The 24,038-nt window shown below is 68.3% G+C and carries 25 protein-coding genes and 1 tRNA gene; 8 read left to right on the plus strand and 18 right to left on the minus strand.

Annotated features, from left to right (window positions below; all coding sequences use genetic code 11):
* Positions 1-13: 13 nt before the first annotated feature.
* From ACG0Z3_RS11800 to uvrC, 6 genes are all read right to left on the minus strand, one after another.
* Positions 14-1,927 carry a SurA N-terminal domain-containing protein gene (locus ACG0Z3_RS11800; RefSeq protein ID WP_394397683.1) on the minus strand — a complete coding sequence of 638 codons (1,914 nt, stop codon included), beginning with the start codon at positions 1,925-1,927 and terminating at the stop codon, positions 14-16.
* A 105-nt stretch (positions 1,928-2,032) separates the two neighbouring features.
* A tRNA-Val gene (locus ACG0Z3_RS11805) sits at positions 2,033-2,108 on the minus strand.
* Between the two features lie 34 nt (positions 2,109-2,142).
* The gene (locus ACG0Z3_RS11810) at positions 2,143-2,415 is read right to left on the minus strand and encodes an HU family DNA-binding protein (RefSeq protein WP_394397684.1); all 273 of its coding nucleotides are present in this window, start codon (positions 2,413-2,415) and stop codon (positions 2,143-2,145) included.
* Positions 2,416-2,601: 186 nt separating this feature from the next.
* Entirely contained in the window at positions 2,602-3,168 is a 567-nt protein-coding gene (gene pgsA, locus ACG0Z3_RS11815; protein ID WP_394397685.1) for a CDP-diacylglycerol--glycerol-3-phosphate 3-phosphatidyltransferase, read from the minus strand.
* 80 nt (positions 3,169-3,248) lie between these two features.
* The gene (locus ACG0Z3_RS11820; protein WP_394397686.1) at positions 3,249-3,788 is read right to left on the minus strand and encodes a hypothetical protein; all 540 of its coding nucleotides are present in this window, start codon (positions 3,786-3,788) and stop codon (positions 3,249-3,251) included.
* A gap of 83 nt (positions 3,789-3,871) precedes the next feature.
* Entirely contained in the window at positions 3,872-5,764 is a 1,893-nt protein-coding gene (uvrC, locus tag ACG0Z3_RS11825) for an excinuclease ABC subunit UvrC (protein WP_394397790.1), read from the minus strand.
* 127 nt (positions 5,765-5,891) lie between these two features.
* Here uvrC and earP point away from each other — a divergent pair, with 127 nt between their 5' ends.
* Together earP and efp are read left to right on the plus strand one after the other, a co-directional pair.
* Complete coding sequence (earP, locus tag ACG0Z3_RS11830) at positions 5,892-6,935, plus strand: elongation factor P maturation arginine rhamnosyltransferase EarP (protein WP_394397687.1); 1,044 nt, start codon at positions 5,892-5,894, stop codon at positions 6,933-6,935.
* A gap of 83 nt (positions 6,936-7,018) precedes the next feature.
* Complete coding sequence (gene efp, locus ACG0Z3_RS11835; protein ID WP_394397688.1) at positions 7,019-7,573, plus strand: elongation factor P; 555 nt, start codon at positions 7,019-7,021, stop codon at positions 7,571-7,573.
* A 51-nt stretch (positions 7,574-7,624) separates the two neighbouring features.
* Here the strand turns inward: efp and ACG0Z3_RS11840 are convergent, their stop codons facing one another.
* The 7 genes from ACG0Z3_RS11840 to mltG all read right to left on the minus strand — a co-directional run bounded on the left by ACG0Z3_RS11840 (position 7,625) and on the right by mltG (position 12,510).
* On the minus strand, positions 7,625-7,849 hold the full coding sequence (locus tag ACG0Z3_RS11840; RefSeq protein WP_394397689.1) for a hypothetical protein: 225 nt from the start codon (positions 7,847-7,849) through the stop codon (positions 7,625-7,627).
* Between the two features lie 119 nt (positions 7,850-7,968).
* On the minus strand, positions 7,969-8,622 hold the full coding sequence (locus ACG0Z3_RS11845) for an ankyrin repeat domain-containing protein (protein WP_394397690.1): 654 nt from the start codon (positions 8,620-8,622) through the stop codon (positions 7,969-7,971).
* Positions 8,619-9,404: a TatD family hydrolase gene (locus tag ACG0Z3_RS11850; protein WP_394397691.1), complete on the minus strand. Its 786-nt coding sequence runs from the start codon at positions 9,402-9,404 to the stop codon at positions 8,619-8,621. The genes ACG0Z3_RS11845 and ACG0Z3_RS11850 overlap by 4 nt, the downstream gene beginning before the upstream one ends.
* 35 nt (positions 9,405-9,439) lie before the next feature.
* Positions 9,440-9,889, minus strand: coding sequence for a PilZ domain-containing protein (locus ACG0Z3_RS11855; protein ID WP_268165795.1), 450 nt, complete (start codon positions 9,887-9,889; stop codon positions 9,440-9,442).
* Positions 9,890-9,902: 13 nt separating this feature from the next.
* Complete coding sequence (locus ACG0Z3_RS11860; protein ID WP_394397692.1) at positions 9,903-10,907, minus strand: DNA polymerase III subunit delta'; 1,005 nt, start codon at positions 10,905-10,907, stop codon at positions 9,903-9,905.
* Positions 10,901-11,518: a dTMP kinase gene (tmk, locus tag ACG0Z3_RS11865; RefSeq protein ID WP_394397693.1), complete on the minus strand. Its 618-nt coding sequence runs from the start codon at positions 11,516-11,518 to the stop codon at positions 10,901-10,903. The genes ACG0Z3_RS11860 and tmk overlap by 7 nt, the downstream gene beginning before the upstream one ends.
* Positions 11,515-12,510, minus strand: coding sequence for an endolytic transglycosylase MltG (mltG, locus tag ACG0Z3_RS11870; protein WP_394397694.1), 996 nt, complete (start codon positions 12,508-12,510; stop codon positions 11,515-11,517). The genes tmk and mltG overlap by 4 nt, the downstream gene beginning before the upstream one ends.
* Before the next feature lie 57 nt (positions 12,511-12,567).
* Here mltG and ygfZ point away from each other — a divergent pair, with 57 nt between their 5' ends.
* The gene (ygfZ, locus tag ACG0Z3_RS11875; protein WP_394397695.1) at positions 12,568-13,455 is read left to right on the plus strand and encodes a CAF17-like 4Fe-4S cluster assembly/insertion protein YgfZ; all 888 of its coding nucleotides are present in this window, start codon (positions 12,568-12,570) and stop codon (positions 13,453-13,455) included.
* Positions 13,455-13,703, plus strand: coding sequence for a DUF4936 family protein (locus ACG0Z3_RS11880; RefSeq protein ID WP_394397696.1), 249 nt, complete (start codon positions 13,455-13,457; stop codon positions 13,701-13,703). Before ygfZ ends, ACG0Z3_RS11880 begins: the two co-directional genes overlap by 1 nt.
* Here ACG0Z3_RS11880 and ACG0Z3_RS11885 read toward each other — a convergent pair.
* Together ACG0Z3_RS11885 and ACG0Z3_RS11890 are read right to left on the minus strand one after the other, a co-directional pair.
* On the minus strand, positions 13,700-14,557 hold the full coding sequence (locus ACG0Z3_RS11885; protein WP_394397697.1) for a YbgC/FadM family acyl-CoA thioesterase: 858 nt from the start codon (positions 14,555-14,557) through the stop codon (positions 13,700-13,702). The genes ACG0Z3_RS11880 and ACG0Z3_RS11885 overlap by 4 nt on opposite strands.
* Positions 14,554-15,480 carry an alpha/beta hydrolase gene (locus ACG0Z3_RS11890; RefSeq protein ID WP_394397698.1) on the minus strand — a complete coding sequence of 309 codons (927 nt, stop codon included), beginning with the start codon at positions 15,478-15,480 and terminating at the stop codon, positions 14,554-14,556. Before ACG0Z3_RS11890 ends, ACG0Z3_RS11885 begins: the two co-directional genes overlap by 4 nt.
* Before the next feature lie 105 nt (positions 15,481-15,585).
* Here ACG0Z3_RS11890 and ACG0Z3_RS11895 point away from each other — a divergent pair, with 105 nt between their 5' ends.
* The 3 genes from ACG0Z3_RS11895 to ACG0Z3_RS11905 all read left to right on the plus strand — a co-directional run bounded on the left by ACG0Z3_RS11895 (position 15,586) and on the right by ACG0Z3_RS11905 (position 18,581).
* On the plus strand, positions 15,586-16,725 hold the full coding sequence (locus ACG0Z3_RS11895) for an iron-containing alcohol dehydrogenase (RefSeq protein WP_394397699.1): 1,140 nt from the start codon (positions 15,586-15,588) through the stop codon (positions 16,723-16,725).
* Complete coding sequence (locus tag ACG0Z3_RS11900; RefSeq protein ID WP_394397700.1) at positions 16,725-16,877, plus strand: hypothetical protein; 153 nt, start codon at positions 16,725-16,727, stop codon at positions 16,875-16,877. Before ACG0Z3_RS11895 ends, ACG0Z3_RS11900 begins: the two co-directional genes overlap by 1 nt.
* 153 nt (positions 16,878-17,030) lie before the next feature.
* Positions 17,031-18,581 carry a methyl-accepting chemotaxis protein gene (locus tag ACG0Z3_RS11905; protein ID WP_394397701.1) on the plus strand — a complete coding sequence of 517 codons (1,551 nt, stop codon included), beginning with the start codon at positions 17,031-17,033 and terminating at the stop codon, positions 18,579-18,581.
* A gap of 100 nt (positions 18,582-18,681) precedes the next feature.
* Here ACG0Z3_RS11905 and aceA read toward each other — a convergent pair whose 3' ends face one another.
* Positions 18,682-19,980 (minus strand): isocitrate lyase, encoded by a 1,299-nt coding sequence (gene aceA / locus ACG0Z3_RS11910; RefSeq protein WP_394397702.1) that lies wholly within the window; start codon positions 19,978-19,980, stop codon positions 18,682-18,684.
* A 249-nt stretch (positions 19,981-20,229) separates the two neighbouring features.
* Between aceA and ACG0Z3_RS11915 the strand changes: the two genes are divergently transcribed.
* Positions 20,230-20,781: a GNAT family N-acetyltransferase gene (locus ACG0Z3_RS11915; RefSeq protein ID WP_394397703.1), complete on the plus strand. Its 552-nt coding sequence runs from the start codon at positions 20,230-20,232 to the stop codon at positions 20,779-20,781.
* Between the two features lie 250 nt (positions 20,782-21,031).
* Here ACG0Z3_RS11915 and ACG0Z3_RS11920 read toward each other — a convergent pair whose 3' ends face one another.
* Entirely contained in the window at positions 21,032-21,634 is a 603-nt protein-coding gene (locus ACG0Z3_RS11920) for a MarC family protein (protein ID WP_394397704.1), read from the minus strand.
* Between the two features lie 24 nt (positions 21,635-21,658).
* Positions 21,659-24,016, minus strand: coding sequence for a TonB-dependent receptor plug domain-containing protein (locus ACG0Z3_RS11925; protein ID WP_394397705.1), 2,358 nt, complete (start codon positions 24,014-24,016; stop codon positions 21,659-21,661).
* Positions 24,017-24,038: the final 22 nt, after the last annotated feature.

The raw sequence follows: 24,038 nt of genomic DNA on the forward strand, positions 1-24,038 counted from the left end.
ATAGCGCAGAAATTCAGGGTGCGCTAGCAGATGATGCAGGAGCGGCCACATTGATGACCGCTTTGTACTGGGACTTCAACACCGACAGGTAAGCCTGACCCTCCGCACGCGCCCAGGCGGCGACGTATTGCTGGGCGGCGCGCTTGTCGTCGATGACGCTGGCATCGCGCGGCTGCAGTTGGTTGATGCGCGCGACGACATAGCTGCCGTCGTCGGCGGCAACGCCCACGGCGGCGGGCAGCTTGGTCGCGTCGGCACCGAGCACGGCCTCGAGCTGGGCACGGCTGAGGTTCAGCGGCTTGGCGCGCGACACGGTCGTCGCGGCGTCCAGGCCGGCGGTGTCGGCCGGGTTGGCCTTCAGCGCGGCCAGGCGCGCCTCACCGGCCTTCCTGGCTTCGGCGCTGGCGAGCTTCTGCAGCAGCTGGCCGCGGACCTTGTCCTTCACATCGGCCAGCGGCGGCACGCGCGCCGGGTTGTGTTGCACGACACGGGCAGACACGAGCTGGCTGGGGCCGGCCTCGACAGCTTCGGTGTTGCGCTTGTTGCGCAGCGCCTCGGCGCCGAACACGGCGTCCAGCACCTTGGCCGAGGCCAGCGGGCCGACGGCGCCAGGCAGGGGCTGGCGGGCAACAGTGGCCGTCTGCACCTGGAGCTTGAGCTTGTCGGCGGCGGGCTGCAGGCTGTCGGACTGTTCGTAGACGAGATTGCCGAACTGCTCGGCCGCCTCGGTGTACTTGCGCTGGGCGAGCTGCTTGCGCACCTCGGCCTCGACCTCGCCACGCACGTCGTCGAACGACTTCTTGTCACCGCCGCGGATGCCCGTGAGCTGGATGATGTGGAAGCCGAAATCGGTCTCGACGAGGTTGCTGATCTCGCCCTGCTTCATCGCGTACACGGCGGCGTCGAATTCCTTGACCATGGCGCCGCGGCCGAAGAAGTCCAGGTCGCCGCCGTTGACGGCCGAGCCCTCGTCCTGCGAGTTCTTCTTGGCGACGTCGGCGAACGAGGCCGGGTTCTTGCGCACATCGACCAGCAGGGCTTCGGCCTTGGCCTTGGCCTTGGCGTGCTCGTCGGCCGCTGCGCTGCGCTCGGCCTTGATGAGGATGTGGCTGGCGCGACGCTCCTCCGGCACGCCGTAGCGCGAGGCGTTCTCGTCGTAGTACTTGCGCAGGTCTTCCTCGGTGAAGCTGACCTCCTTCTTCAACGCCTCAATGTCCAGCACGAGGTACTGGATCTGGGCCGATTCGGGCAGCTGGAACTTGGCCGCATTGGCCGGCTCCTTATAGAAGGCCTCCAGCTCGGCATCGCTGGGATTCAGCTTGGCGGCAAAGGCGGCGACGTCAAAGCGCTGCAATTGCACTTCGCGCTGCTGCAGCAGCGCATCGAAGGCGAGCTTGGCGTTGGCCGCGCCGCCGATGGCAGACGTCTCCACGGGTGCCATCACCTGGCGCAGGCCGTAGTCCTGGCGCAGACGCTCCAGGAAGCCGGACGGCGTCATGCCCTGGGCCGCCAGGATGGCCTTGTTGACCGTGCCATCGGGGTTGCGCAGGAAGGCCAGTTGCGGATCGGCCCAGAAGCGCGCCTTGGTGGCTTCGGGGCTGGGCGTGAAGTGCTGGTGCAGCGCCGCGGCCTGCAGCGTGCGCTCGTTGACCATGCCTTCCAGCGCCTGGTGCTTGGCTTCGGGCGTGTCCAGCAGCTTGGCATCCACGGTGGGGTTCTGGCGGCGCACACGATCACTCTGCTCCCGCACGGCCACGTCCCACTCGCCTTGCGTGATCTTGCGGCCGTTGACGCTGGCCACGCCGGCGTTTGCGCCTCCCATCATGCTGGTGTAGCCCTCCATGCCAACGAAGGCGAAGGACGGCAGGATCAGCAGCAGCAGGATGAACTGGAACAGGCGGTTGTGCTGGCGAACGAAATCAAACATCTCGGAGAGCCTTGAGGGATCAAACGCAACGAAGGCGAACCGAGGTTCGCCTTCGAGGGGAGCCGCATTCTAGATGCGGCACCGCAGCTGCCGCTGCAGGGTGGGTGGTGGGCGCTGACGGGCTCGAACCGCCGACAATCTCCGTGTAAGGGAGGTGCTCTACCAACTGAGCTAAGCGCCCGGAAAAACCGGGATTATCAGGCCTGGCGAGGCCGTCAGTTGCAAGCGTCCCTGAGTGCCTTGCCGGGCTTGAACTTGGGCACCTTGGCCGACTTGATCTTGATCGCGTCGCCGGTCTTCGGGTTGCGGCCGGCACGCGCCGCACGCTTCGTGACGCTGAAGGTGCCGAAGCCCACCAGCGACACGGTGCCGTTCTTCTTGAGCGTCGTCTTGACGCCGCCAATCACGGCTTCGAGTGCGCGGCCGGCCGCAGCCTTGGAAATGTCGGCCTGCTTGGCAATGTGCTCGATCAATTCGGACTTATTCACTCATGCCCCCAAGATTGGACGATTCAGCGATTGGGTCCCGCGTACTGCCGCCAGCCCCTTGGTGGCCGTGATGACGACGGCCAGGACTGGCGCGGGGAAACGGATTCTAGACGCGGGCCACCGGTGCGGCGGGGCGGGAAAAGTCCGGATACAACTCGACGCGCCGTGGGCCGCGAAGGCTCGTCGTCAGCGCGCCTTGGCCCGGATCTCGGGCAACGCCTTCTGCAGGTAGTACACCATCGACCAGATGGTCAGCACGACGGCTGCATAGATCAGCCAGGTGCCCCACACGCGCGTCGGGATGACGCCGAACAGCAGGCCGTCGAACAGCAGGAAGGGGATGGCCACCATCTGCACGGTGGTCTTGAGCTTGCCCACCATGTGCACGGCCACGCTGCGCGACGCACCGATCTGCGCCATCCATTCGCGCAGCGCCGAGATGGCGATCTCGCGGCCGACGATGACCAGCGCGACGAAAGCATTCACGCGCCCCAGCTCCAGCAGGATGAGCAGCGCAGAACAAACGAGGAACTTGTCGGCCACCGGGTCCAGGAAGGCACCGAAGGACGAGGTCTGGTTGAGCTTGCGGGCCAGGTAGCCGTCCAGCCAGTCGGTCAGCGCGACGACGATGAACAGCACTGTCGCGAACAGGTTCTGGTGCACAGGCGCCAGCTCCAGGTAGAACACCCCGACGATGAGCGGGATGGCCACGATGCGGGCCCAGGTCAGTAGGGTCGGGAGTGTCCAGAACATGGCAGACATTGTGCCCAAGGCGGCGGCCTCTCCGGGCCGGGACTGTGGCGGCGTTGCCAAGCAGCCTGCAGCTGCGGGGCTCAGTCCAGGCTGCGGGGCTTGAAGCGGCGATCCTCGTCGAACAAGAAACTCTCGGTGAAGCGCCAAGGCTCGGGCATGCGGCGCACGTCGCCGAAGGGCGCGGCGCGGTGCACGGCGTCGATGGCCATCTGCAGCGTCTCAGGCCCGAAGCGGGGCGGCCGCAGCACGTTGATCTTGCGCACGCTGCCGTCGGACTTGAGCTCCACGTCCAGCACGACGACGGTGAGCAGGTGCGAGGGCGCGGGCGTCATGTAGGTGCGCTCGGGGTTGGCCATGACGATGCGGTCGGCCGCCTGCCGACGCAGCTCCTCGTGCGTGCGCACGGCCTTGGGCGCTGGCAGACCCTTGGGCTTGTTCAGCGCCGCCGAGGGCTGCGGCGCGGCCGGCGCCACGGGCGCAGGTACAGGGCTGGCCACCGGCGCCGGTGGCGGCACCACGGCAGCGCCCGGGGCCGGCGCACGCGGCGCGGCCCCGCAGGCCGCCAGCAGCGGCGCGATCAGCCATGCGGTCGCACGTTGGCAGGCAGTGGCGAGCGTCATCACAGGTTCTCCGGTGGGGTCGGGGTGGCACCGCCCAGGCAGTGCGCGGTGGCTATCTTCGGCGAGTTCCAGTGCGCTGCCTGTCAGTGCAGCGCGCGGTAGATCTCTTCGGCCAGATCACGCGAGATGCCTTTCACGCTGCACAGCTCGTCGACGCTGGCGCCGGCCACGCCGCGCACACCGCCGAAGCGCTGCAGCAGCTGTGAACGCTTCTTGGGCCCGACACCCGGCACATCCTCCAGCCGCGAGCCGCCGGTGCGCGTGGCGGCACGCTTGGCGCGCATTCCGGTGATGGCGAAGCGGTGCGCCTCGTCGCGGATCTGCGCAATCAGCATCAGCGCCGCCGAGTCGCGGCCCAGGTAGACCTTCTCGCGACCGTCGGCAAACACCAGCTCTTCAAGCCCGACCTTGCGGCCTTCGCCCTTCTCGACGCCAGCGATGAGGCTCAGGTCAAGCCCCAGCTCCTCGAACACCTCGCGCGCCATGCTGACCTGGCCACGGCCACCGTCCACCAGCACGAGGTCGGGGAGGCGCCCGGTGCCCAGCTGCGCAGCCTCGGCCATCTTGGCGTAGCGGCGCGTCAGCACCTGACGCATGGCGGCGTAGTCATCGCCACCAGTCACGCCCTCGATGTTGTAGCGGCGGTACTGGCTGCTCTGCATCTGGTGCCCTTCGAAAACGACGCAACTGGCCATCGTCGCCTCGCCCGCCGTGTGGCTGATGTCGAAGCACTCGACGCGGAACTTGTCGATCTCGGTGACGGACAGTTCCAGCGCATCCACCAGTGCGCGCGTGCGCGCCTGCTGCGAGCCCTCTTCGGCCAGCAGCCGCGCCAGCGCCAGCTCACCGCCCTTCACACACATCTCCAGCCAGATGCGCCGCTGGCCGCGTGGCTGGGCCTGCACGGTGACACGGCTGCCGGCCTGGCTGCCCAGCACCTCGCCCAGACCGGCGTCGACCGGCTCGCTGACGATGACGAGGCCGGGCGCCGGCGAGGCCAGGTAGTGCTGGGCCATGAAAGCCTCCAGCACCTGCCGCTCAGGGGACACCGCCTCCTCGTCATCCAGGTGGATGGCCGTCGCGTCGTCAACATGCTTGGGGAAGAAGGCCCGGTCACCCAGGTGCCGGCCACCTCGAACCATGGCCAAGTTCACGCAGGCCTTGCCGCCCTGCACCTTGACGGCCAGGATGTCCACATCACGCTCGCCGCCCGTGGCGCTGCTCTCGTCGACCACCTGCTGCTGCAACACCTTGGCCAGCGCCTGGATCTGGTTGCGAACCTCGGCGGCCAGTTCGTATTCGAAGCGTTCGGCGTAGGCCGCCATCTGCTCCTGCAGTGAGGCCATGACCTCGTCGGTCTCGCCGCGCAGAAAGGCCTGGGCGCTCTTCACGTCACGCGCGTACTCGCCCGTCTGACCGGCCGGCACGCAGGGGCCGGAGCAGCGCTTGATCTGGTGCAGCAGGCAGGGCCGGCTGCGATTGTTGAAGACGCTGTCCTCGCAGGTGCGCAGCTTGAAGACCTTCTGCATCAGCTGGATGGACTCCTTCACCGCCCAGGCACTGGGAAAGGGGCCGAAGTACTGATGGCGCCTGTCCACCGCGCCGCGGTAGTAGGCCATGCGCGGGTAGTCGTGCGAGCTGATCTTCAGGTAGGGGTAACTCTTGTCGTCCCGGAACAGGATGTTGAAGCGCGGGTTCAACGTCTTGATCAGGTTGTTCTCGAGCAGCAGCGCCTCGGCCTCGGTGCGCACCACCGTGGTTTCCATGCGGGCAATGCGCGCCACCATCATGCCGATGCGCGTGCCGCCGTGGTTCTTCTGGAAGTAGCTGCTGACGCGCTTCTTCAAGTCCTTGGCCTTGCCGACGTAGAGCACCTCGTCCTTGGCGTCGAAGTAGCGGTACACGCCCGGCAGCGCCGGCAGCGCAGCCACCTCGACCAGCAGCTTGTCGCGCATCTCGCGGGCGGCCACCTCCATCTCGGCGGCGCGCTGCTTCTCAGCGGCTTCGATGGCGGCACGCTCGGCGCGGAACTGCTCGACGGGATCGGGGCTGGAGGGCGACGTGCTGGACATTGCCGGCATTCTGGCCTGGGACAATCGACCCATGAGCGAACCAATGCTTTGGGACATCTTCTGCCGCGTCATCGACAACCATGGCGACCTGGGCGTGTGCTGGCGGCTGGCGCGGGACATCGTCGCTCGTGGCCATCAGGCCAGGCTGTGGATTGATGACGCCTCGGCGCTGGCGTGGATGGCGCCCGAGCGGCCCGACCGGCGCCACGGCGTCGAGATCCGCGCCTGGCCCGAGACCGATGTGGAGACCCGCCCGGGCGATGTGGTCATCGAGGGTTTCGGGTGCGAACTGCCGGCCTTCTTCGTCGCCCGCATGGCCGCGCGGCAGCCCGCACCGCGCTGGATTAACCTCGAATACCTCAGCGCCGAGGACTACGTCGAGCGCAGCCATGGCCTGGCCTCGCCACAGTTCCACGGCCCCGGCGCGGGCCTGAGCAAGCATTTCTTCTATCCCGGCTTCACACCCCGCACCGGTGGCCTGCTGCGCGAGACGGGCCTGCTGGAGCGCATCGAGAATTTCGACGGCGCATCCTGGCTGGCGGCGCGCGGCTGGGCGCCCGAGGAGGGCGAGCGCGTCGTCAGCCTGTTCGCCTATGCCAACGAGCGCCTGCCCGCCCTGTTGGCCAGCCTGGCCGAACAACCCACGCTGGTGCTGGCCTGCCCCGGGCCGCTGCAGTCTCTGATCACCGCCCGCCCCGGACTGCGCAGCATCGCCCTGCCCTACCTGCCGCAGGACGACTTCGACCGGCTGCTGTGGGCCTGCGACCTGAACTTCGTGCGTGGCGAGGATTCGTTCGCGCGTGCGCAGTGGGCCGGCAAGCCCTTCGTATGGCACATCTACCCGCAGCCCGAAGACGACGCCCACCACGCGAAGCTCGAAGCCTTCATGGCCCGCGCCGGGCTGCCGCCGGCCTGGCAGGCGGTGTGGCGCGGCTGGAACGGCCTGGGCGCCCTGCCCACCTCGATCGCCAGTCTGGCGGAAGCTTCGGACCACGCCCGGCACTGGCGTGCGCAATTGGCAGCCCAGCCCGACCTGCTGACGCAGCTGCGGGGCTTCTTAGGGGTTTCCAGCTAGAATGTTGGGCTTTGCCGCGCCATACCGGATCAAATCCGTTGGAGTTCTGGTGCGCAGCTCCTGACTAATCCCGAGAGACCACCATGAAACTCGCTCAAGAAATCCGCGCCGGCAACGTGATCATGCACGGCAAGGATCCGATGGTCGTGCTGAAGACCGAATACAGCCGCGGCGGCCGGGGTGCCGCCACCGTGCGCATCAAGATGAAGAACCTGCTCAACGGCGCCGGCGCTGAACTCGTGTTCAAGGCCGACGACAAGATGGAGCAGATCATCCTCGACAAGAAGGAGTGCACCTACTCCTACTTCGCCGACCCGATGTACGTGTTCATGGACACCGAGTACAACCAGTACGAAGTCGAAGCCGAGAACATGGGCGACGGCATCTCCTACCTGGAAGACGGCATGGCCGCCGAAGTCACCTTCTACGACGGCAAGGCCATCTCCATCGAGCTGCCCACCAGCGTCGTGCGTGAGATCGAGACCGAGCCGGCCGCCAAGGGCGACACCTCGGGCAAGGTCATGAAGCCCGCCCGCATCGTTGGCACCGGCTTCGAGATCTCCGTGCCGGCGTTCGTCGAGAACGGCGACAAGATCGAAATCGATACCCGCACTCACGAGTACCGCAAGCGCGTCTGAGCGCCGGCAACCTCGCCAACAAAAACGCCCGCATTGCGGGCGTTTTTGCATTCAGAGTGCGTCGTCGGACAGGTCAGGCACCTCGGGCTCGGCGTCGATAGCGCGATCGAAGTCGGCCGCACCGCTGCGCAGCGGAATCCACGGGCGGTCCAGCGGCCGGTAGACGCGGCGCTGCAAACGGGCCAGGCGGTCGGAACGCTCGATGGCGGTCATCACCGCATCGGGCGAGATCAGCATCGCGAAGGGATCGGCCAGGTTCGGGGTGTTGGACAGCATGGTGGGCCTCGTGAGGAGTCGATGGCCTCACTGTAGGCAGCCAGCCCGGGCCGCAACAGTCGGCACAGCACGCTGCGGGCTGTCAGGTTTTTTCCTACACGGTCGCTGCGGCGCAGCGCTCAACGCCCGGCGTCTGCCGCGCGCTGGCGCTCAGCCATAGCGCGCCGCAACTCGACGGCCATCGCATCGCGCCCACCGCGCACCGCGAAGTCGGCCGCAGTCAGCTCCTGCTCGTTGGCCGCGCGCGGCTCGGCGCCGGCCTTCAGGAGCAGCGGCACCAAGTCGCCGCTGCCATAGCGGGCCGCCATCATCAGCGGCGTCGTGCCATTGTCGGAGCGCGCATTCAGCGCCGCGCCCTGCGCGATCAAGAAGGCGGCCACACCGTTGTCGGGCCCGCTGCAGGCGTAGTGCAGCGGCGTCCAGCCCTGGCGGTTGATGGCTGCGCCCCGCGTCACCAGCGCCTTCACGGCAGCGAGCTCACCGCGGATGGCGGCCAGCATCAGCGGCGTCTCGCCGTCGGCGTTGGCCGCATCGACCTGCAGCGCCGGCTCGGCTAGCAAGACCTGCAGCGCCTGCAGCGAACCCTCGCGCACGGCCGTAAACACAGCCGTGCGGCCGCGTGCATCGGCTTGGTTGGGGTTGACGCCTCGCACCAGCAGCGCCTTCACGGTGCGTGGGTCGTTCATCTCGGCCGCCTTGACGAAGTCGTCGATGGGCGCGGCCTGTGCCAGCAGCGTGCCGGCCAGGGCCAGGGCGGTCAGCGCGCGCTTCATGCTGCCTCCGGCAGCTGGAACAGGCGTCGCGTGTTGACCGCCGTGCAAGCCGCCAGCTCGGCCACCGGTAGGCCCACAGCGTCTGCCACCGCCTGGGCCACGTGAGGCACGTAAGCCGGCGTGTTGGTCTTGCCGCGGAAGGGCACGGGCGCCAGATACGGGCTGTCGGTCTCGATCAGCACGCGGTCCAGCGGCAGCAGCTTCAGCAGGTCGCGCAGGTCCTGCGCGTTCTTGAAGCTGACGATGCCAGAGAACGAGATGTAGTAGCCGCGCTCCACCGCCGCCAGCGCCACCTCGGCCGTCTCGGTGAAGCAGTGGAACACGCCGCCCGCCTGCTCGCCGCCCTCCTCGTCCAGCACGCGCAGCGTGTCGGCGGCGCTCGACCGGGTGTGGATGACCAGCGGCTTGCCCGCCTGCTTCGCCGCGCGGATGTGCGTGCGAAAGCGCTCGCGTTGCCATTCCATGTCGGCGATGCTGCGGCCGTTCAGCCGGTAGTAGTCCAGCCCTGTCTCGCCGATGGCGACCACCCTGGGCCGTGCGGCCAACGCCACCAGCTCGGCAACGTCGGGCTCGCGCATGTCCTCGGTGTCGGGGTGCACGCCGACGGTGGACCACAGTACGTCATGCGCCATGGCCAGCGCGTGCACGTCCTCGAACTCCTCCATCTGCGTGCAGATGCAGATGGCCTGCTCGACTTGCGCGTGACGCATGTCGGCAAGGATGTCGGGCAGGCGCTGGCGCAGCTCGGGGAAGCTCAGGTGGCAGTGGGAATCGATGAACATCGGTCACGGCGCCCGCGTGGCGCGGGCGAATCAGGTCAGAGCGTCTGCGTGGGCTTGCTGGAGGACACGGCCGTGCCCAACACTTCCTCGATGCGCACGCGGATCAGCCGGGTCTTCTCGTCGCCGGGGAAGCGCACGCCCACGCCCTGGGTGCGGCCGCCGGATGCATTGGCCGGCGTCAGCCAGGCCACCTTGCCGGCCACGGGGTAGCGCTGGTTGTCGTCCGGCAACGCCAGCAGCAGGTAGATGTCCTCGCCCAGCCGGTAGTCGCGCGTCGTCGGCACGAACAGGCCGCCTTCGGTGAAGGCCGGGATGTAGGCCGCATACAGCGCCGACTTCTCGCGGAACACCAGCTGGATGACGCTAGGCCGCGCGCCGGAACTGGCGCCGACACCACCCACGACGGGCAGCGGCAGCGCACCACCAAGCTGGCTGGGCTGGAACTGCAGGGAGGCCGGGCCCTGCTTGGAAGTGGCGTCGCTCATAGCCTGAGTGTATTCAGCGAACGGCCGCCACGATGGCTGCCTGGGCCTGCGCCACCAGCGACTCAATCCACAAGCTGGCGTTCAGCGGGTGGTCTGCATGCCGCGAGGCGCGGCGCAACTCGGCCTCCCAAGCCAGCAGCGGGCCGGCACGCTTGGGCGTGGGCAGCGACGCCGGCGCAAAGAACTGCCCCCGCTGGCCGTGGCTGCGGCGCACGAGGTCATGGCACAGACGCTGCAGCGCGTCGATGGCGCGCGGCGGCGCGAGCTCAGACAAGGCCTGCACCTCGCCCCGCGCCACGCGCTTGGGCAAGGCCTGCCAGGCGGCGTCGCTGAGGCCGCCGCGAGCCCAGTCCAGCGCCTGCTGCGGCCGGCCGCCAGTGGCGGCCAGCAGGCCTTCGGCGCCTTCCACGCCCTTGGACGCCAGCCAGGCCAGCGCCGCGTCGCGCTCGGGCAGCGGCAGCGGCAGCGGCTGGCAGCGGCTGCGAATGGTGGGCAGCAGGCTGGCGGGGTCGAAGCTGGCCAGCACGAAGCGCAGCACGCCCGAGGGCTCCTCCAGCGTCTTCAGCAGCGCATTGGCCGCCACGCCGTTCAGCGCCTCGGCCGGGAAGATGACCACCACCTTGGCCCTGCCACGCGCCGACGTCGCCTGCGCGAAGGACAGCAGGCCGCGCACGGCCTCGACTTTGATCTCGCGGCTAGGCTTGGCCTTGCCGGCCTTGACCTCGATTTCCTCGAACGGCAGGCCCAGCGACTCGCGCATGGGCGCGTCGAGCGCCTCAGGCAGCAGCAACTGGAAGTCGGGGTGCGTGCCGCTGGCGAACAGCTTGCAGCTGGCGCAGTGGTTGCACGCTGGCTCGCCCGGCGCGGTGGCCTCGCACAGCCAGCTCTGCGCCAGCTTGACGGCCAGCTCCAGTTGCCCGACGCCCGCCGGCCCCTGCACCAGCAGCGCATGCGAACGGGCCCGCGCCAGCGCCTCGGCAAGTGGCGCCTGCAGCCAGGGCAGATCGGCGTTCAGCATGCCGGATACCGCTGCGCGAGCACGGCCTCGACCTGCTGCCAGACGGCATCCGGGCTCAGGCTGGCGTCGATGCGCACGACGCGCTGCGGCGCCTGCGCAGCGCGCGCGGCGAAGCCGCCGCGGGCACGCTCGAAGAAGTCCAGCTGCTGGGCCTCGATACGGTCGGCCTCACGGGCGCCGGCACGGCGCGCGGCGGCCACGGCGGGCGGCAGGTCGAACCAGAAGGTCAGCTCGGGCTCGGTGCCGGCCTGCACCCAGTCGGCCAGCGGTTCCAGCATGCTCAGCGGCAGGCCGCGGCCGCCACCCTGGTAGGCGAAGCTGGAGTCAGTGAAGCGGTCGCACAGCACGGTCTTGCCAGCAGCCAGTGCGGGCTGGATCAGCGCCTGCAGATGATCGCGGCGGCCGGCAAACATCAGCAACAGCTCGGTCAGCGCATCCATGGGCTGGTTCAGCACCAGCGCGCGCAGTTGTTCGGCCAGCGGCGTGCCGCCGGGCTCGCGGGTCAGCACGACCTCGTCGCCACGCGCCCGAAACCAGCTGGCGATGGACGCGATCTGCGTGGACTTGCCGGCACCGTCGATGCCCTCGAATGAAATAAATCGCCCCGTCACTTGCCGCCGCGCTGGTATTGGTTGACCGCGCGATTGTGCGCGGCGAGGTCATCGCTGAACTGGCTGCTGCCGTCCCCGCGCGCCACGAAGTACAGCGCCTGCACCGGCGCCGGGTTCAGCGTGGCCTGCAGCGCGGCCGCGCCGGGCATGGCGATGGGCGTGGGCGGCAGGCCGCCGCGGGTGTAGGTGTTGAACGGTGTGTCCGTCTGCAGGTCGCGCTTGCGAAGGTTGCCGTCGAAAGCCTCGCCCAGGCCGTAGATGACGGTGGGATCGGTCTGAAGCGGCATGCCGATGCGCAGCCGGTTCACGAACACGGCGGCCACGCGGCTGCGATCCGCCGGCGCGCCGGTTTCCTTCTCGACGATAGAAGCCAGGATCAGCGCGTCTTCGGCCGACTTCAGTGGCAGACCCGGCTGGCGCTGCGCCCAGGCGGCGGCCAGGCGCCTGGTCATCGCCTCGTGCGCCCGGCGTAGCACGGTCAGATCGCTGACGCCACGGCTGTAGGCATAGGTGTCGGGGAAGAAACGGCCTTCGGGCGCCAGGCCGGGCGCGCCCAGCGCGGCCATCACATCCGCATCGCTCATGCCGGCCGTCCTGGGCTGCAGGTGCGGTGCGGCAGCGAGGGCCGCCCTCACCTGACGCCAGTTCCAGCCCTCGATGAGGCGCAACTGCTCCAGCACCTGGTCACCGCGCACCATCTTGTCCAGCAGCGCGCGCGGCGTGACGCCAGCATGCACCTCGTAGCTGCCGGCGCGGATCTGCCGCGCCTGACCCGACCACTTGAACCACTGATACAGCAGCCGCGCGTCCGTCTGCACGCCGGCCGCCACCCAGGCTCGCGCCACCTCGGCCGGGTTGCTGCCGGGTTCTACGGACAGCTCCACCGACGGCGCGGCCAGGCCTAGCGGGCTGCGCAGCCACTGCCAGGCCGCACCGGCCGCCAGGGCCACCATCAACAACAACGCGAGCAGCGCCCGCAACAACCATTTCATGCCCGATATACCCAGAGAGACGGCCCGGTGAAAAGGGCGCTGATGATAATTGCGCCCATGCCTGAAGCCTCCCACGCCTCCCAACTCCGCCTCCATGACTGGGGCGTGATCCGCGCCGCCGGCGCCGACGCCGCCAGCTTCCTGCACAGCCAGCTGACCCAGGACTTCGCGCTGCTAGGCCGCGACCACGCGCGCCTGGCCGGCTTCTGCACGGCCAAGGGCCGGTTGCTGGCCACGCTGGTCGGCTGGAAGCAGGCGGATGACGAGATCCTGCTCGCGCTACCGGCCGAGACGCTGGCCGCCACGCTAAAGCGGCTGTCCATGTTCGTGCTGCGCGCCAAGTGCAAGCTCAGCGATGCGAGTGCGGAGTTCGCCGTCTACGGACTGCTGGGCACGCCCGCCGCCGAGGCCTGGACGCTGGCGCGCGACGGCGATGCCGTGCAGATCGCGCTGCCCGGCACCACCCGAGCGCTGCGCGTGCAGCCGCTGGCCGCGCCCGCGCCGGCCGGCGCCGACATCACCCCCGACGCCTGGGCGGGTGCCGAGGCCGAGGCCGGCATGGCTTGGGTGCGCGGCGCCACCGTCGAGGCCTTCGTGCCGCAGATGATCAACTTCGAGGTGCTGGGCGGCGTGAGCTTCAAGAAGGGCTGCTACCCCGGCCAGGAGATCGTGGCGCGCAGCCAGTACCGCGGAACGCTGAAGCGCCGGCTGCAGGTGTTCGAGACCGATGCCGCCGCCAACGTGGGCCAGGAGATCTTCCACAGCGCCGACCCCGAGCAGCCGGCCGGTGTCGTGGCCGGCTGCGGATCGCGCGACGGCCGCACCGTCATCGCCGCCGAAATCAAGCTCGCCACGCTGGAAGACGGCAGCCTGCACCTGGGACAAGCCAGCGGCGCGGTGCTCACGCCCCGCACCCTGCCCTACGACATCCCGCCGCAAGATTGATGCAGCTCTACGTCTACTACAAGGTCGCGGCCGACAACACCGACACGGCCCTTGTCGCCTTCCGCAAGGCGCGCGTCGAGGCGCCCATCGAGCTGCTGCAGCGCCCCGAGCCCGACGCCGAAGGCCGCTGGACCTGGATGGAGATCTATCCCGAGGGCTGGACGCACCGCGAGCCGCAGGTGGCGGCCGCAATGGCGTCGTGGATCGACGGCGAACGCCGGGTCGAACGCTTCGAGATGCTCGGTTAGAGCGCCCGCACCATCTCGACGTGGCCGATGCCGGCCTCCTCGAACGGATCGCCCCGGCGCTGGAAGCCGGCGCGCAGGTAAAAGTTCTCGGCCGACAACTGCGCGTGCAGCAGCACTTCGCGGTAGCCCTGCTGCCTGGCCTCAGCCATCAGCGCATCCAGCACCAGGCGGCCGATCTGCGCGCCGCGCATGGAGCGCCGCACGGCCATGCGGCCGATCTTGGCCACACCCGGCACGTGCTCCAGCAAGCGGCCGGTGGCCAGCGGCAGGCCGAAGCGGTTGCGTGCCAGCGCATGCAGGCAAGTGGCATCGGCGCTGTCCCATTCCAGGTCGGCCGGGATGTGCTGCTCCTGAACGAACACCTCGCGGCGGATGGCCGTGGCTGCTGCGCCATGCTCGGCCCAGCTGCCCAGGCTCACGTCCACCACGGGGCGACCGGCCTCGAAGTCGTGGATCAGGCCGCGCAGCGCGTCAGGCACCGGCAGCGGCGACTGTGTGGCCGGGTCGGCGAACACGTAGACCATCTCCGCCTGCACCAGCATGTGCTCGCCGTGGAAGACGGCGCCGTCCACCTTCATGGAGCTGTTGCCGAACTCGCGGACGCGGATGCCGATGTCCAGCCGGTCGTCGTAGCGGGCCGAGCCACGGTAGTCCAGAGTGGCGCGACGCACGTAGAGGTCGCCGCCCAGGCCCTTCATGGTCTCGGCATAGGGCATGGCCAGCGCGCGCCAGTAGCCGCTGACGGCGGTGTCCAGGTAGGTAAGGTAATGGCCGTTGAAAACGATGCCCTGGGCATCGATCTCGGCCCAGCGCACGCGTAGGGGTTCGTGGTGACGGAACTCGGTCTTCTTCATGTCGTCTCCCTGAGATGGTCGGCAATGGCGGCCGCGCAGAAGTCAAGCGCGGCAAGCGCCTCGGGCAAGCTGCGGCCCATTTTGATGAAGTCGTGCGTGACGCCACGCGCCAGCTCCAGCTGCACCGGCACGCCGGCCGCGCGCAGCGTGTCGGCATAGGCCAGACCCTCGTCCACCAACGGGTCGGCCTCGGCCAGCAGCACGGCGGCCGGAGCCAGGCCGGCGTGGTCCTCGGCCAGCAGCGGCGCAAAGCGCCAGTCAGTGCGCTGGCCGGGGTCAATGTAGTGGCCGAAGAACCACTCGATGCCCTTGGCGTCCAGCAGAAAGCCTTCGGCGAAACGGCGATGGGAGTCGTGGCTCGCATGGGCGTCGGTGCCAGGCGTGATGAGCAGCTGCCCCTTCAGCGGCAGGCCGCGATCGCGGGCGAAAAAGGCACAGCCCGCCGCCAACGTGCCGCCAGCGCTGTCGCCACCCACAGCCAACCGGCTGCCGTCCAGCCCCAGCGCATCGGCGTGCTCGTGCAGCCAGGCCAGCGCGGCCCAGCTGTCCTCCACCGCCGCCGGGAATCGGTGCTCGGGCGCCAGCCGGTAGTCCAGCGACAGCACGGCCGCGCCACTGCGCAGACTGAGCTGTCGGCACAGGCTGTCGTGGGTCTCCAGGTCGCCGATGGTGAAGCCGCCGCCGTGCAGATAGAGCAGCACCGGCAGCCGCGCATCGCTCGGCGCGTACAGCCGCGCCGGCAGGCCGGCGGCAGTCAGGTCCTGCACGCGAGGCAGCGGCGCACGCGGCAGGTCCAGGATCTCGGCACCCATGCGATAGGCGATGCGCGCCTCTCGCGGCGTGAGGGTGTGAAAGGCCGGGCGCTTGGCACGCTGGATGCGTGCCAGCAGCTCGGCCATGCGGGGAGACAGCGGATGGGTCATTGAGGCCGGATTGTCCGGCCAGCGGCGTTGCCAAGCGAGTCGCCCGCACGACGCGCGGGCCGGGGCTGCCGCAATACCATCGCCCCGACACGGCGGAGACCACGCATGGCCCAGATCCTCTACCTGACCCGCATCGAACTCGAGTTCGGCGCCAGCCGGCTGCTGCCCGCGGAATGCGAGCGCGTCGGCATGCGCCGGCCGTTGGTGGTGACCGACGCGGGCGTGCGCGCTGCTGGCGTGCTGGACCAGGCGCTGGCCGCCTTCGCCACACCGCCCGCGGTGTTCGACCGCACGCCACCCAACCCCACCGAGGCCGCCGTGCGCCTGGCTGTTGAGCAGTTGCGCGAGATGGGCTGCGACGGCCTGATCGCCGTCGGCGGCGGCTCCAGCATCGACCTCGCCAAGGGCGTGGCCCTCGCCGCCACCCACGAGGGGCCGCTCAAGCGCTGGGCCACTATCGAGGGCGGCGCCGTCGACATCACGTCCAAGGTGCTACCCGTCATCGCCGTGCCGACGACGGCCGGCACCGGCAGCGAGGTGGCGCGCGGCGCCATCCTCATCGTCGACGACGGCCGCAAGCTGGGTTTCCACAACTGGGAGCTGTGCCCCAAGGCCGCCATCTGCGACCCCGAACTGACGCTGGCGCTGCCGCCGCATTTGACGGCTGCCACCGGCATGGACGCCATCGCACACTGCATCGAGACCTTCCTCGCGCCGGCCCTCAACCCGCCGGCCGACGGCATCGCGCTGGAGGGGCTGCGGCGTGGCTGGCAGAGCATCGAACGCGCCACGCGGGACGGCCAGGACCGCGACGCGCGGCTGGACATGATGTGCGCCAGCGTGCACGGCGCGCTGGCCTTCCAGAAGGGCCTGGGCGCCGTGCATTCGCTGAGCCACGCGTTGGGTGGCCTGGCGCCACGGCTGCACCATGGCACGCTGAACGCGGTGTTCCTGCCGGCCGTCATCCGCTTCAACGCCGAGGCCGCCAGCGTGCAGCGCGAGGGCCGCATCGCCCGGCTGGCGCAGGCCATGGGCCTGGCGGTCGGCAGTGCCGACGCCGTGGCCAACGCCATCACCGCGCTGAACGCTCGGCTGGGCCTGCCCGTCGGCCTGGACGCCATGGGCGTGGCGCCCGCGCTGGACGACGCCATCATCGACCGCGCACTGCTGGACCACTGCCACAAGACCAACCCACGCCTCGCCAGCGCCGACGACTACCGCGCACTGCTCGCCGCCTCGCGCTGATGGCGTGGCACCGGCGCGAGCTGCTGGCGCGCCCGCTGGCGCTGGCAGATGCGGCCTACCCGGAGGCCGCCGGCCTGCGCCGGCTGAAGGCTGAGGTCGACCCGCAGGGCCGCTTCTCTAACGAGATGTGGCGCCGCTACTTGCTGGCGTAGCGCCCCGCCACGACATCGTTTTCATCGCGGCAAGCGTGATCGAAGTCCCGCTTTGGCGCTGACGACTGGGCGGCTGCGGCCCTAGCATGCTCCGTTGCTCCGCGTGCACGAGGTACCGGGGGCTTGAAGACAAGAAGACAAGGGGCACATTTCATGATCAAGCTATCCATCGGCCAGCGGTTGGCGGCGGGCTTTGCACTGGTGCTGGCACTCGCTGCCTGCGTGATCGCGGTGGCGTCATGGCGGCTGGCGTCCACGGCCGCGGCCACGCAGCAAATGATGGCCGAGCCGCTCGCCAAGGAACGGCTCATCTCGGACTGGAGTCGCAACATCAACGCTGGTGTGCGCCGCACGATGGCCATCGCCAAGAGCTCCGACGCGTCGCTGGTGGAACTGTTCAAGGACGAGGCGGCGCAGTCCACCAAGGCCTCCGGCGAGATGCAGGAAAAGCTCAAGGCCCTCGTGCGCTCGCCCGACGAGCAGCAGCTGTTCGACGCCGTGGGCGAGGCACGCAAGGTCTACCTGGCCTCACGCGACAAGATCACCCAGCTGAAGAAGGACGGCGACGCCGAGGGCGCCGACAAGCTGCTGACCGAGGTGTTCGTGCCGGGCTCCAAGGTCTACCTGCAACGCATGCAGGAGTTCCTGGACCATCAGCGCGAGAGCATCGACCAGACCGCCGCCGGCATCAACGATGCCAATGGCAACAGCCGCGTGCTGCTGATCGCGCTCGGCCTGGCCATGCTGGCGCTGGGCGTCGTGGCAGCGTGGGTCATCACGCGCAGCATCACCCTGCCGCTGGCGGCCGCCAACGAGCTGGCCGAGCGCGTCGCCAACGGCGACCTGACGCGCTCGGGCAAGGGCATGAAGGCCGGCTCCGACGAGATCGGCCAGCTGCAGATGACGCTGCGCCGCATGCGCGATTCGCTGTCGTCCACCATCACCGGCATCCGCGACACGGCCGAGTCCATCGGCAATGCGTCCGCTGAGATCGCCAGCGGCAACCAGGACCTCAGCGCCCGGACGGAGAAGGCAGCGTCCAGCCTGGAGGAGACCGCCAGCGCGATGGAACAGCTGACGGGCACCGTACAGCAATCCGCCGCGTCGGCCGGCCAGGCCAATCAGCTGGCGCAGTCGGCCGCCAACGTCGCGCAGCGCGGCGGCGAGGTGGTGGCCCAGGTGGTGCACACCATGGACGAGATCAACGGCAGCTCGCGCAAGATCGCCGACATCATCGGCGTCATCGACGGCATTGCGTTCCAGACCAACATCTTGGCGCTGAACGCGGCGGTGGAAGCCGCGCGCGCCGGCGAGCAGGGCCGCGGCTTCGCGGTGGTCGCGGGCGAGGTGCGCTCACTGGCCGGCCGCTCGGCCGATGCCGCCAAGGAGATCAAGAGCCTGATCGGCAGCAGCGTGGAGCGCGTGGAAGCCGGCTCGCGGCTGGTGGCCGAGGCGGGCAAGACCATGGACGAGCTCGTCGGCGCCGTGCAGCGCGTCAAGGACATCATGGGTGAGATCACGACCGCCACGGCCGAGCAGTCTGACGGCATCGCGCAGGTCAACATCGCCATCGGCCAGCTGGACCAGGTCACGCAGCAGAACGCCGCCCTGGTGGAAGAGTCCACCGCGGCGGCCGAGAGCCTGCGCGAGCAGGCCATGACGCTGAACAGCGCCGTGGGCACCTTCCAGGTCGCCGGCCGCTGACACGGCCGCACGGGGCACACAGATAAAAAAAGGCCCGCATCTGCGGGCCCAAAGCTCGGGGAGTTGACTTTCCCTGATCTGATTAACGGTCTCGGTGTGCTCAACCGTGTTTGGCGTCGAAGAACTGTTCGTCTTCGGTCGAGCCCTTCAGCGCCGCGGTAGAGGCCTGGGCTTCGATGGTGGTGGTGACGGCGTCGAAGTAGCCCGTGCCGACCTCGCGCTGGTGCTTGACGGCGGTGAAGCCCTTCTCGGCGGCGGCGAACTCCTTCTCCTGCAACTGGACGAAGGCGCTCATCTGTTGACGCGCATAGCCGTGGGCCAGCTCGAACATCGAGTAGTTCAGGCTGTGGAAGCCGGCCAGCGTGATGAACTGGAACTTGTAGCCCATCGCGCCCAGCTCGCGCTGGAACTTGGCGATGGTGGCGTCGTCCAGGTTCTTCTTCCAGTTGAACGACGGCGAGCAGTTGTAGGCCAGCAGCTTGCCGGGGAACTTGGCATGGATGGCGTCCGCGAAGGCCTTAGCGAAGGCCAGGTCGGGCTTGCCGGTCTCGCACCAGATCAGGTCGGCGTAGGGCGCGTAGGCCAGGCCGCGGCTGATGGCCTGGTCCAGACCGTTGCGGGTGCGGTAGAAGCCTTCGACGGTGCGCTCGCCGGTGCAGAAGGGCTTGTCGTTGTCGTCGATGTCGGCGGTAACGAGGTCGCCGGCTTCAGCGTCGGTGCGGGCCACCAGCAGCGTGGGCACGCCCATGGTGTCGGCCGCGAGACGCGCCGCGACGAGCTTGGCAACCGCTTCACGCGTCGGCACCAGCACCTTGCCGCCCATGTGGCCGCACTTCTTGGCGCTGGCCAGCTGGTCTTCGAAGTGCACGCCGGAGGCGCCAGCTTCGATCATGGCCTTCATCAGCTCGAAGGCGTTCAGCACGCCGCCGAAGCCGGCTTCCGCGTCGGCCACGATGGGGGCGAAGAAGTCGATGTCGTCCTTGCCTTCGCTCCACTGGATCTCGTCGGCGCGCTTGAACGTGGCGTTGATCTTCTTGACGACCTTGGGCACCGAGTCCACCGAGTACAGCGACTGGTCGGGGTACATCTCGCCATTGCTGTTGGCGTCACCGGCCACCTGCCAGCCCGACAGGTAGATGGCCTTCAGGCCGGCCTTGACCTGCTGCATGGCCTGGTTGCCGGTCAGCGCGCCCAGCGCGTTGACGAAGGGCTCAGTATTGACGAGGCCCCAGAGCTTCTCGGCGCCACGCTTGGCCAGCGTGTGCTCGATCTCGACGGAGCCGCGCAGGCGCACGACGTCGGCGGCGGTGTAGCCGCGGGTGATGCCCTTCCAGCGGGGGTTCTCGGCCCAGTCTTTTTCGAGGGCGGCGATCTGTTGTTCACGGGTGAGGCGGGTCATGGAGGGCTCCTTGCTAAACATCAAAAACCGATGGCTCAAGCCTAGTCCTCGCCCCTACAGCTGCATAGCCCCAAGTCTTCTACAAGACAAAATTCTTATCCCATACAAAACAACAACTTACGTTTCACTTTTCAAATCACAAAACAACATTACCCATAATGAGAAATTATGCGGCAGCGCAGCAAGCCTTGTTTTCACGATATGGGAAGGAACTTTCGAATCGTGAGACCGCAGCGCCAGAATCGCGCAATGACTCTGTTGCTCACCCCCAGGCTGCGGCTGGAGCCGCTGGACGACCATCACTTCGACGGCCTGCATGCCCTCAACCGTGACCCGGTGGTGATGCGCTTCATCACCGGCAGGCCGGACACGCCGGATGACACACGGCTGATGATCGAGCGCGTGAAGGTGCGGTGGGCGGAGTTCGGGTACTCCTGGTGGGCGTTCGTGTCGCGGGACAGTGGCCAGCTGCTCGGCAGCGGCTGCATCCAGCATCTGAACCGCGACCCTGACGGCCCGCTGGAGACCGGCTGGCGGCTGCGCCAGGACGCCTGGGGCCAGGGCTATGCCAGCGAGGCCGCCCGCCACATGGTGGGCTGGGCGTTTGCAACCCTGCAGCCGGAACGCGTCTGCGCGGTCTGCCAGCCCGAGAACCACGACTCCGCCGCCGTCATGCAACGCCTGGGCATGAGCTTCACCGGCCTGGGCCGCTGGTACGACATGGATTGCGCGCGCTACGACATCACGGCAGAGCAATGGCTGCACGGTGACGCGCGGGTGCGCTACGCCGCTGAGGCATAGTCCGGATTTCCTGCATTCACTCTTTGCCCGGAGGACGTATGGCCAACACCGAACAACGCAGCAACAAGATGACGAAGAAACCCAAGAAGGACGCGCCTCAGGGCAAGGCAGCGAGTTCCGACCGCCCTGTCGCCCCGATGACCAGCGTCATCCCCAAGGGCAAGGAAGCCAAGAAGAACAAGTAAGCCCGCGCGGGCTTCACAAAATGGGGTCGGAGTTGATTTTTTTCAAATCGACTCCGACCCCATTTTCATAGCCCGCCGATGAAGTAGCGCTTCAGGCCAGCGAGCACCATTTCCACAGCGATGGCCGTCAGCACCAGGCCCATCAGTTTTTCCAGCGCAGACACGACGGAGTCGCCCAGCAGCTTGCGGATGCGATCCGCCATCACCAGCACGATACCGCACACCAGCATCGCCGCCGCCAGCGCACCGATCCACTCGTAGATGCGGTCCGGCTGGCGCGAGGCCAGCAGCAGCACGGTCGCCATCGCCGAGGGCCCAGCCAGCAACGGCACGGCCAGCGGGAAGATCAGCGGCTCCTTGCCCGACTCCAGCCCGTAGGCCGACTCCGGCGAGCCGCCGAAGATCATGCGGATTGCGATGATCATCAGAATCACGCCGCCCGCCACTTCCAGCGAGCGCTCCGACAGGTGCATCACCCGCAGAAAGCCTTCACCGAGGAACATGAAGGCGAACAGCACGCTGAAGGCAATGCCCACCTCGCGCACCGCCACCCGCGTGCGCCGCTCCTTGGGCACGCCGCGCATGATGGGAATGAAGATGGGGAGACTGCCCAGCGGATCCAGCACCAGCAGCAACAGGATCAGGGCGGAGAGGAAACTGTGGTCCATCCGCCCGGATTGTCCCTGAGCTCGTCAGAACCGGTAGTGGGCCCGCGCGTAGTACGAGGCGCCGTTCAGGCCGAACTGCACGCTGTCGTAGTAGAAACCGTTGTCGGTCTCGTACGGGTCCTGGCGCGTCGGCTTCACATTGAACACATTGTTGCCGCCCACGCTGAACTTCAGCGCCGGGCTTGCCTGCCAGGTCAGGCCCAGGTCCATCGACGTCTTGGGCTTGTAGTGCAGATAGAGCCCCTCCGTGAACGCGCCCTGCGTCTGCTTGCCGAAGTGGATGAGCCGCGCCTCGCCCGTCCATGCACCCTGGCTGTACTCGAAGCCCAGCGTGGCCTTGGTGCGCGGGCCGGCCTCCTCGATGAACAGGCGCTCGCGCGTGGACAGCAGCACGTCTTCGAAGCCCTTCAGCGACGCCGGCGCATGCATGGCCGAGACCGTCGTGCGCGTGACGTTCAGCGCCAGGAAGGTGCTGAGCCGCCCAGCCCCGAGCCGGGTGCGCTGCGAGGCCGTCAGGTCCAGCCCGCGGGTGCGCGTGTTGACGGAGTTGACGAAGAACTGCGCCTGCCCCACACCCAGGCCTTGCAGGATGACGCCCAGCGCGGGGTAGTTGCTGTCGTCGAAGCGGCCCGATAGCACGATGCGGTCCCGGATGTTGATCTGGTAGAGGTCAGCCGTAAAGGCCGTGTCCGCACCGGGTTTGAAAGTGAAGCCGGCAGTGAAGTTCTTCGACTTCTCCTGCTTCAGCGCCGGCACGCCGGCCGCATTGGTGATGGCGCTGCCATTGGGCGCCAGCACCACATCCAGCGGCTGCTGGTTGATGAAATCGGTGAAGGTGGACGAGAAATACAGCTGCTGCAAGCTGGGCGCGCGGAAGCCCGTGCTGGCCGCGCCGCGCAGCAGCACAGCCTTGCCGAGCTTGTAGCTGACAGCCAGCTTGGCTGTCGTCGTAGAACCGAAGTCGCTGTAGCGCTCGCCGCGCACGGCAGCGCTGACGGTCAACGCTGACGTCGGGCTGGCCTCCCAGTCCAGGTACAGCGCCTGGCTGTCGCGGCTGCGCCGGGTGGCGTCCGCCGGCTGGAAGCCCGGGAAGCCCTGGCTGCCGGCGTTGCCGCCCTGCCCCACGCCGTCGGCGTCGATGTAGGAGCCGGGCTCGCCGGCGGCGATGTCGTATTTCTCCTTGCGGTACTCGGCGCCAAAGGCGATGTTGCTGCCACCCAGCAGCTCGGGGAAGTAGCGGCTCACGTCGACATTGGTCGTCGCCTGGCTGAAGCCGAAGCTGCCCGCGTCGAAACTGCCGGGGCTGATGCCCTTGCCACCCGCGAGCAGGTCCTTGTTCGCGATGGAGGCGTTCAGCGTGTTGCTAATCACATAGCGCATCTTGTTGCTGCCGTAGGTCTGCGACAGGTCGGTGTCCCAGCCCGCGACAGAGGACTTCCAGCCCACGATGACGTAGCGGTCGCGCACGTCGCCGTTGATGAAGGGCACGAAGCCGCCCGGATACATCGCCGCGGAGTTGCGGCTGGGGATGTCGTCACTGCCCACGCCGCCCCGCGCCCAAGCGGCGGACGACGCGTCGCGGTCCTGCGCGCCGGCCACGAGGTACAGCTTGTTGTCGCCCGTGATGGGGAACTCGCCGTTCAGGTAGACCGTCTTGTTTTTGACGGCCGTGTCGCCGATGGTGCGCAGATCCCCCGGATCGGCGCGATTGGAGCGGCCACGGTCCTGCCATTCCCCGGTGACGGCCAGCGTGCCGCCGCCCAGCTTCACGCCGCAGTAGGCCGAGGTCAGGTAGTTCTTGCCGTCGCCGGCCGAGTACTGCCCGTAGCCCGCCACTCCTTCACAGCCGGCGCGCTTCTTCAGCTGGATGTTGATGACACCCGCGATGGCGTCCGAGCCGTACTGCGCGGCCGCACCGTCGCGCAACACCTGCACGTTGTCGATGGCCAGCAGCGGCAGCGAATTCATGTCCGTGCCCGTCGAGCCACGGTTGCGCGCGCCGAAAAGGTTGACGAGCGCCACCGTGTGGCGGCGCTTGCCGTTGACCAGCACCAGCGTCTGATCCGACCCCAGGCCGCGCAACGCGGCGGAGTCGATCAGGTCGGCGCCGTCCGCACCGGTCTGGCGCGTCGAGTTGAAGGACGGCGACAGGTACTGAAGGCTCTGCGCCAGGTCGAACTGCCCGCCGCCCTCGGCCACCTTGCCCATGGCGTAGATGTCCACCGGCACCAGCGTCTCGGTGGCGGACGTGGCCGGCAGGGTCTTGCGTGACCCCACAACGGTGACGCGCTCCAGACTGCTGGCCTCCTGGGCCAGGACGGCGGAGCTGCCCAGCAGGGTCAGCGCTGCGAGCGCGGTGGGCAACAGGCGGATGGCATGCATGCGAGGAGCTCCGGGCGAACAG

It is taken from the genome of Pelomonas margarita, from assembly GCF_043555875.1.
In the GTDB taxonomy this organism is placed as follows: Bacteria; Pseudomonadota; Gammaproteobacteria; order Burkholderiales; family Burkholderiaceae_C; genus Pelomonas; species Pelomonas margarita.

Excerpts from the sequence above, each read along its gene's own strand:
- ACG0Z3_RS11800 (WP_394397683.1), bottom strand. The coding sequence starts at position 1,927 with ATGTTTGATTTCGTTCGCCAGCACAACCGCCTGTTCCAGTTCATCCTG.
- ACG0Z3_RS11845 (WP_394397690.1), bottom strand. The coding sequence starts at position 8,622 with ATGAAGCGCGCGCTGACCGCCCTGGCCCTGGCCGGCACGCTGCTGGCA.
- ACG0Z3_RS11895 (WP_394397699.1), top strand. The coding sequence starts at position 15,586 with ATGGCCCAGATCCTCTACCTGACCCGCATCGAACTCGAGTTCGGCGCC.
- pgsA (WP_394397685.1), bottom strand. The coding sequence starts at position 3,168 with ATGTTCTGGACACTCCCGACCCTACTGACCTGGGCCCGCATCGTGGCC.
- ACG0Z3_RS11860 (WP_394397692.1), bottom strand. The coding sequence starts at position 10,907 with ATGCTGAACGCCGATCTGCCCTGGCTGCAGGCGCCACTTGCCGAGGCG.
- ygfZ (WP_394397695.1), top strand. The coding sequence starts at position 12,568 with ATGCCTGAAGCCTCCCACGCCTCCCAACTCCGCCTCCATGACTGGGGC.
- ACG0Z3_RS11855 (WP_268165795.1), bottom strand. The coding sequence starts at position 9,889 with ATGAGCGACGCCACTTCCAAGCAGGGCCCGGCCTCCCTGCAGTTCCAG.
- ACG0Z3_RS11890 (WP_394397698.1), bottom strand. The coding sequence starts at position 15,480 with ATGACCCATCCGCTGTCTCCCCGCATGGCCGAGCTGCTGGCACGCATC.
- ACG0Z3_RS11840 (WP_394397689.1), bottom strand. The coding sequence starts at position 7,849 with ATGCTGTCCAACACCCCGAACCTGGCCGATCCCTTCGCGATGCTGATC.
- ACG0Z3_RS11925 (WP_394397705.1), bottom strand. The coding sequence starts at position 24,016 with ATGCATGCCATCCGCCTGTTGCCCACCGCGCTCGCAGCGCTGACCCTG.
- aceA (WP_394397702.1), bottom strand. The coding sequence starts at position 19,980 with ATGACCCGCCTCACCCGTGAACAACAGATCGCCGCCCTCGAAAAAGAC.
- ACG0Z3_RS11915 (WP_394397703.1), top strand. The coding sequence starts at position 20,230 with ATGACTCTGTTGCTCACCCCCAGGCTGCGGCTGGAGCCGCTGGACGAC.
- ACG0Z3_RS11880 (WP_394397696.1), top strand. The coding sequence starts at position 13,455 with ATGCAGCTCTACGTCTACTACAAGGTCGCGGCCGACAACACCGACACG.
- ACG0Z3_RS11820 (WP_394397686.1), bottom strand. The coding sequence starts at position 3,788 with ATGACGCTCGCCACTGCCTGCCAACGTGCGACCGCATGGCTGATCGCG.
- ACG0Z3_RS11850 (WP_394397691.1), bottom strand. The coding sequence starts at position 9,404 with ATGTTCATCGATTCCCACTGCCACCTGAGCTTCCCCGAGCTGCGCCAG.
- uvrC (WP_394397790.1), bottom strand. The coding sequence starts at position 5,764 with ATGGAGGTGGCCGCCCGCGAGATGCGCGACAAGCTGCTGGTCGAGGTG.
- ACG0Z3_RS11905 (WP_394397701.1), top strand. The coding sequence starts at position 17,031 with ATGATCAAGCTATCCATCGGCCAGCGGTTGGCGGCGGGCTTTGCACTG.
- mltG (WP_394397694.1), bottom strand. The coding sequence starts at position 12,510 with ATGAAATGGTTGTTGCGGGCGCTGCTCGCGTTGTTGTTGATGGTGGCC.
- earP (WP_394397687.1), top strand. The coding sequence starts at position 5,892 with ATGAGCGAACCAATGCTTTGGGACATCTTCTGCCGCGTCATCGACAAC.
- ACG0Z3_RS11920 (WP_394397704.1), bottom strand. The coding sequence starts at position 21,634 with ATGGACCACAGTTTCCTCTCCGCCCTGATCCTGTTGCTGCTGGTGCTG.
- ACG0Z3_RS11900 (WP_394397700.1), top strand. The coding sequence starts at position 16,725 with ATGGCGTGGCACCGGCGCGAGCTGCTGGCGCGCCCGCTGGCGCTGGCA.
- ACG0Z3_RS11885 (WP_394397697.1), bottom strand. The coding sequence starts at position 14,557 with ATGAAGAAGACCGAGTTCCGTCACCACGAACCCCTACGCGTGCGCTGG.
- efp (WP_394397688.1), top strand. The coding sequence starts at position 7,019 with ATGAAACTCGCTCAAGAAATCCGCGCCGGCAACGTGATCATGCACGGC.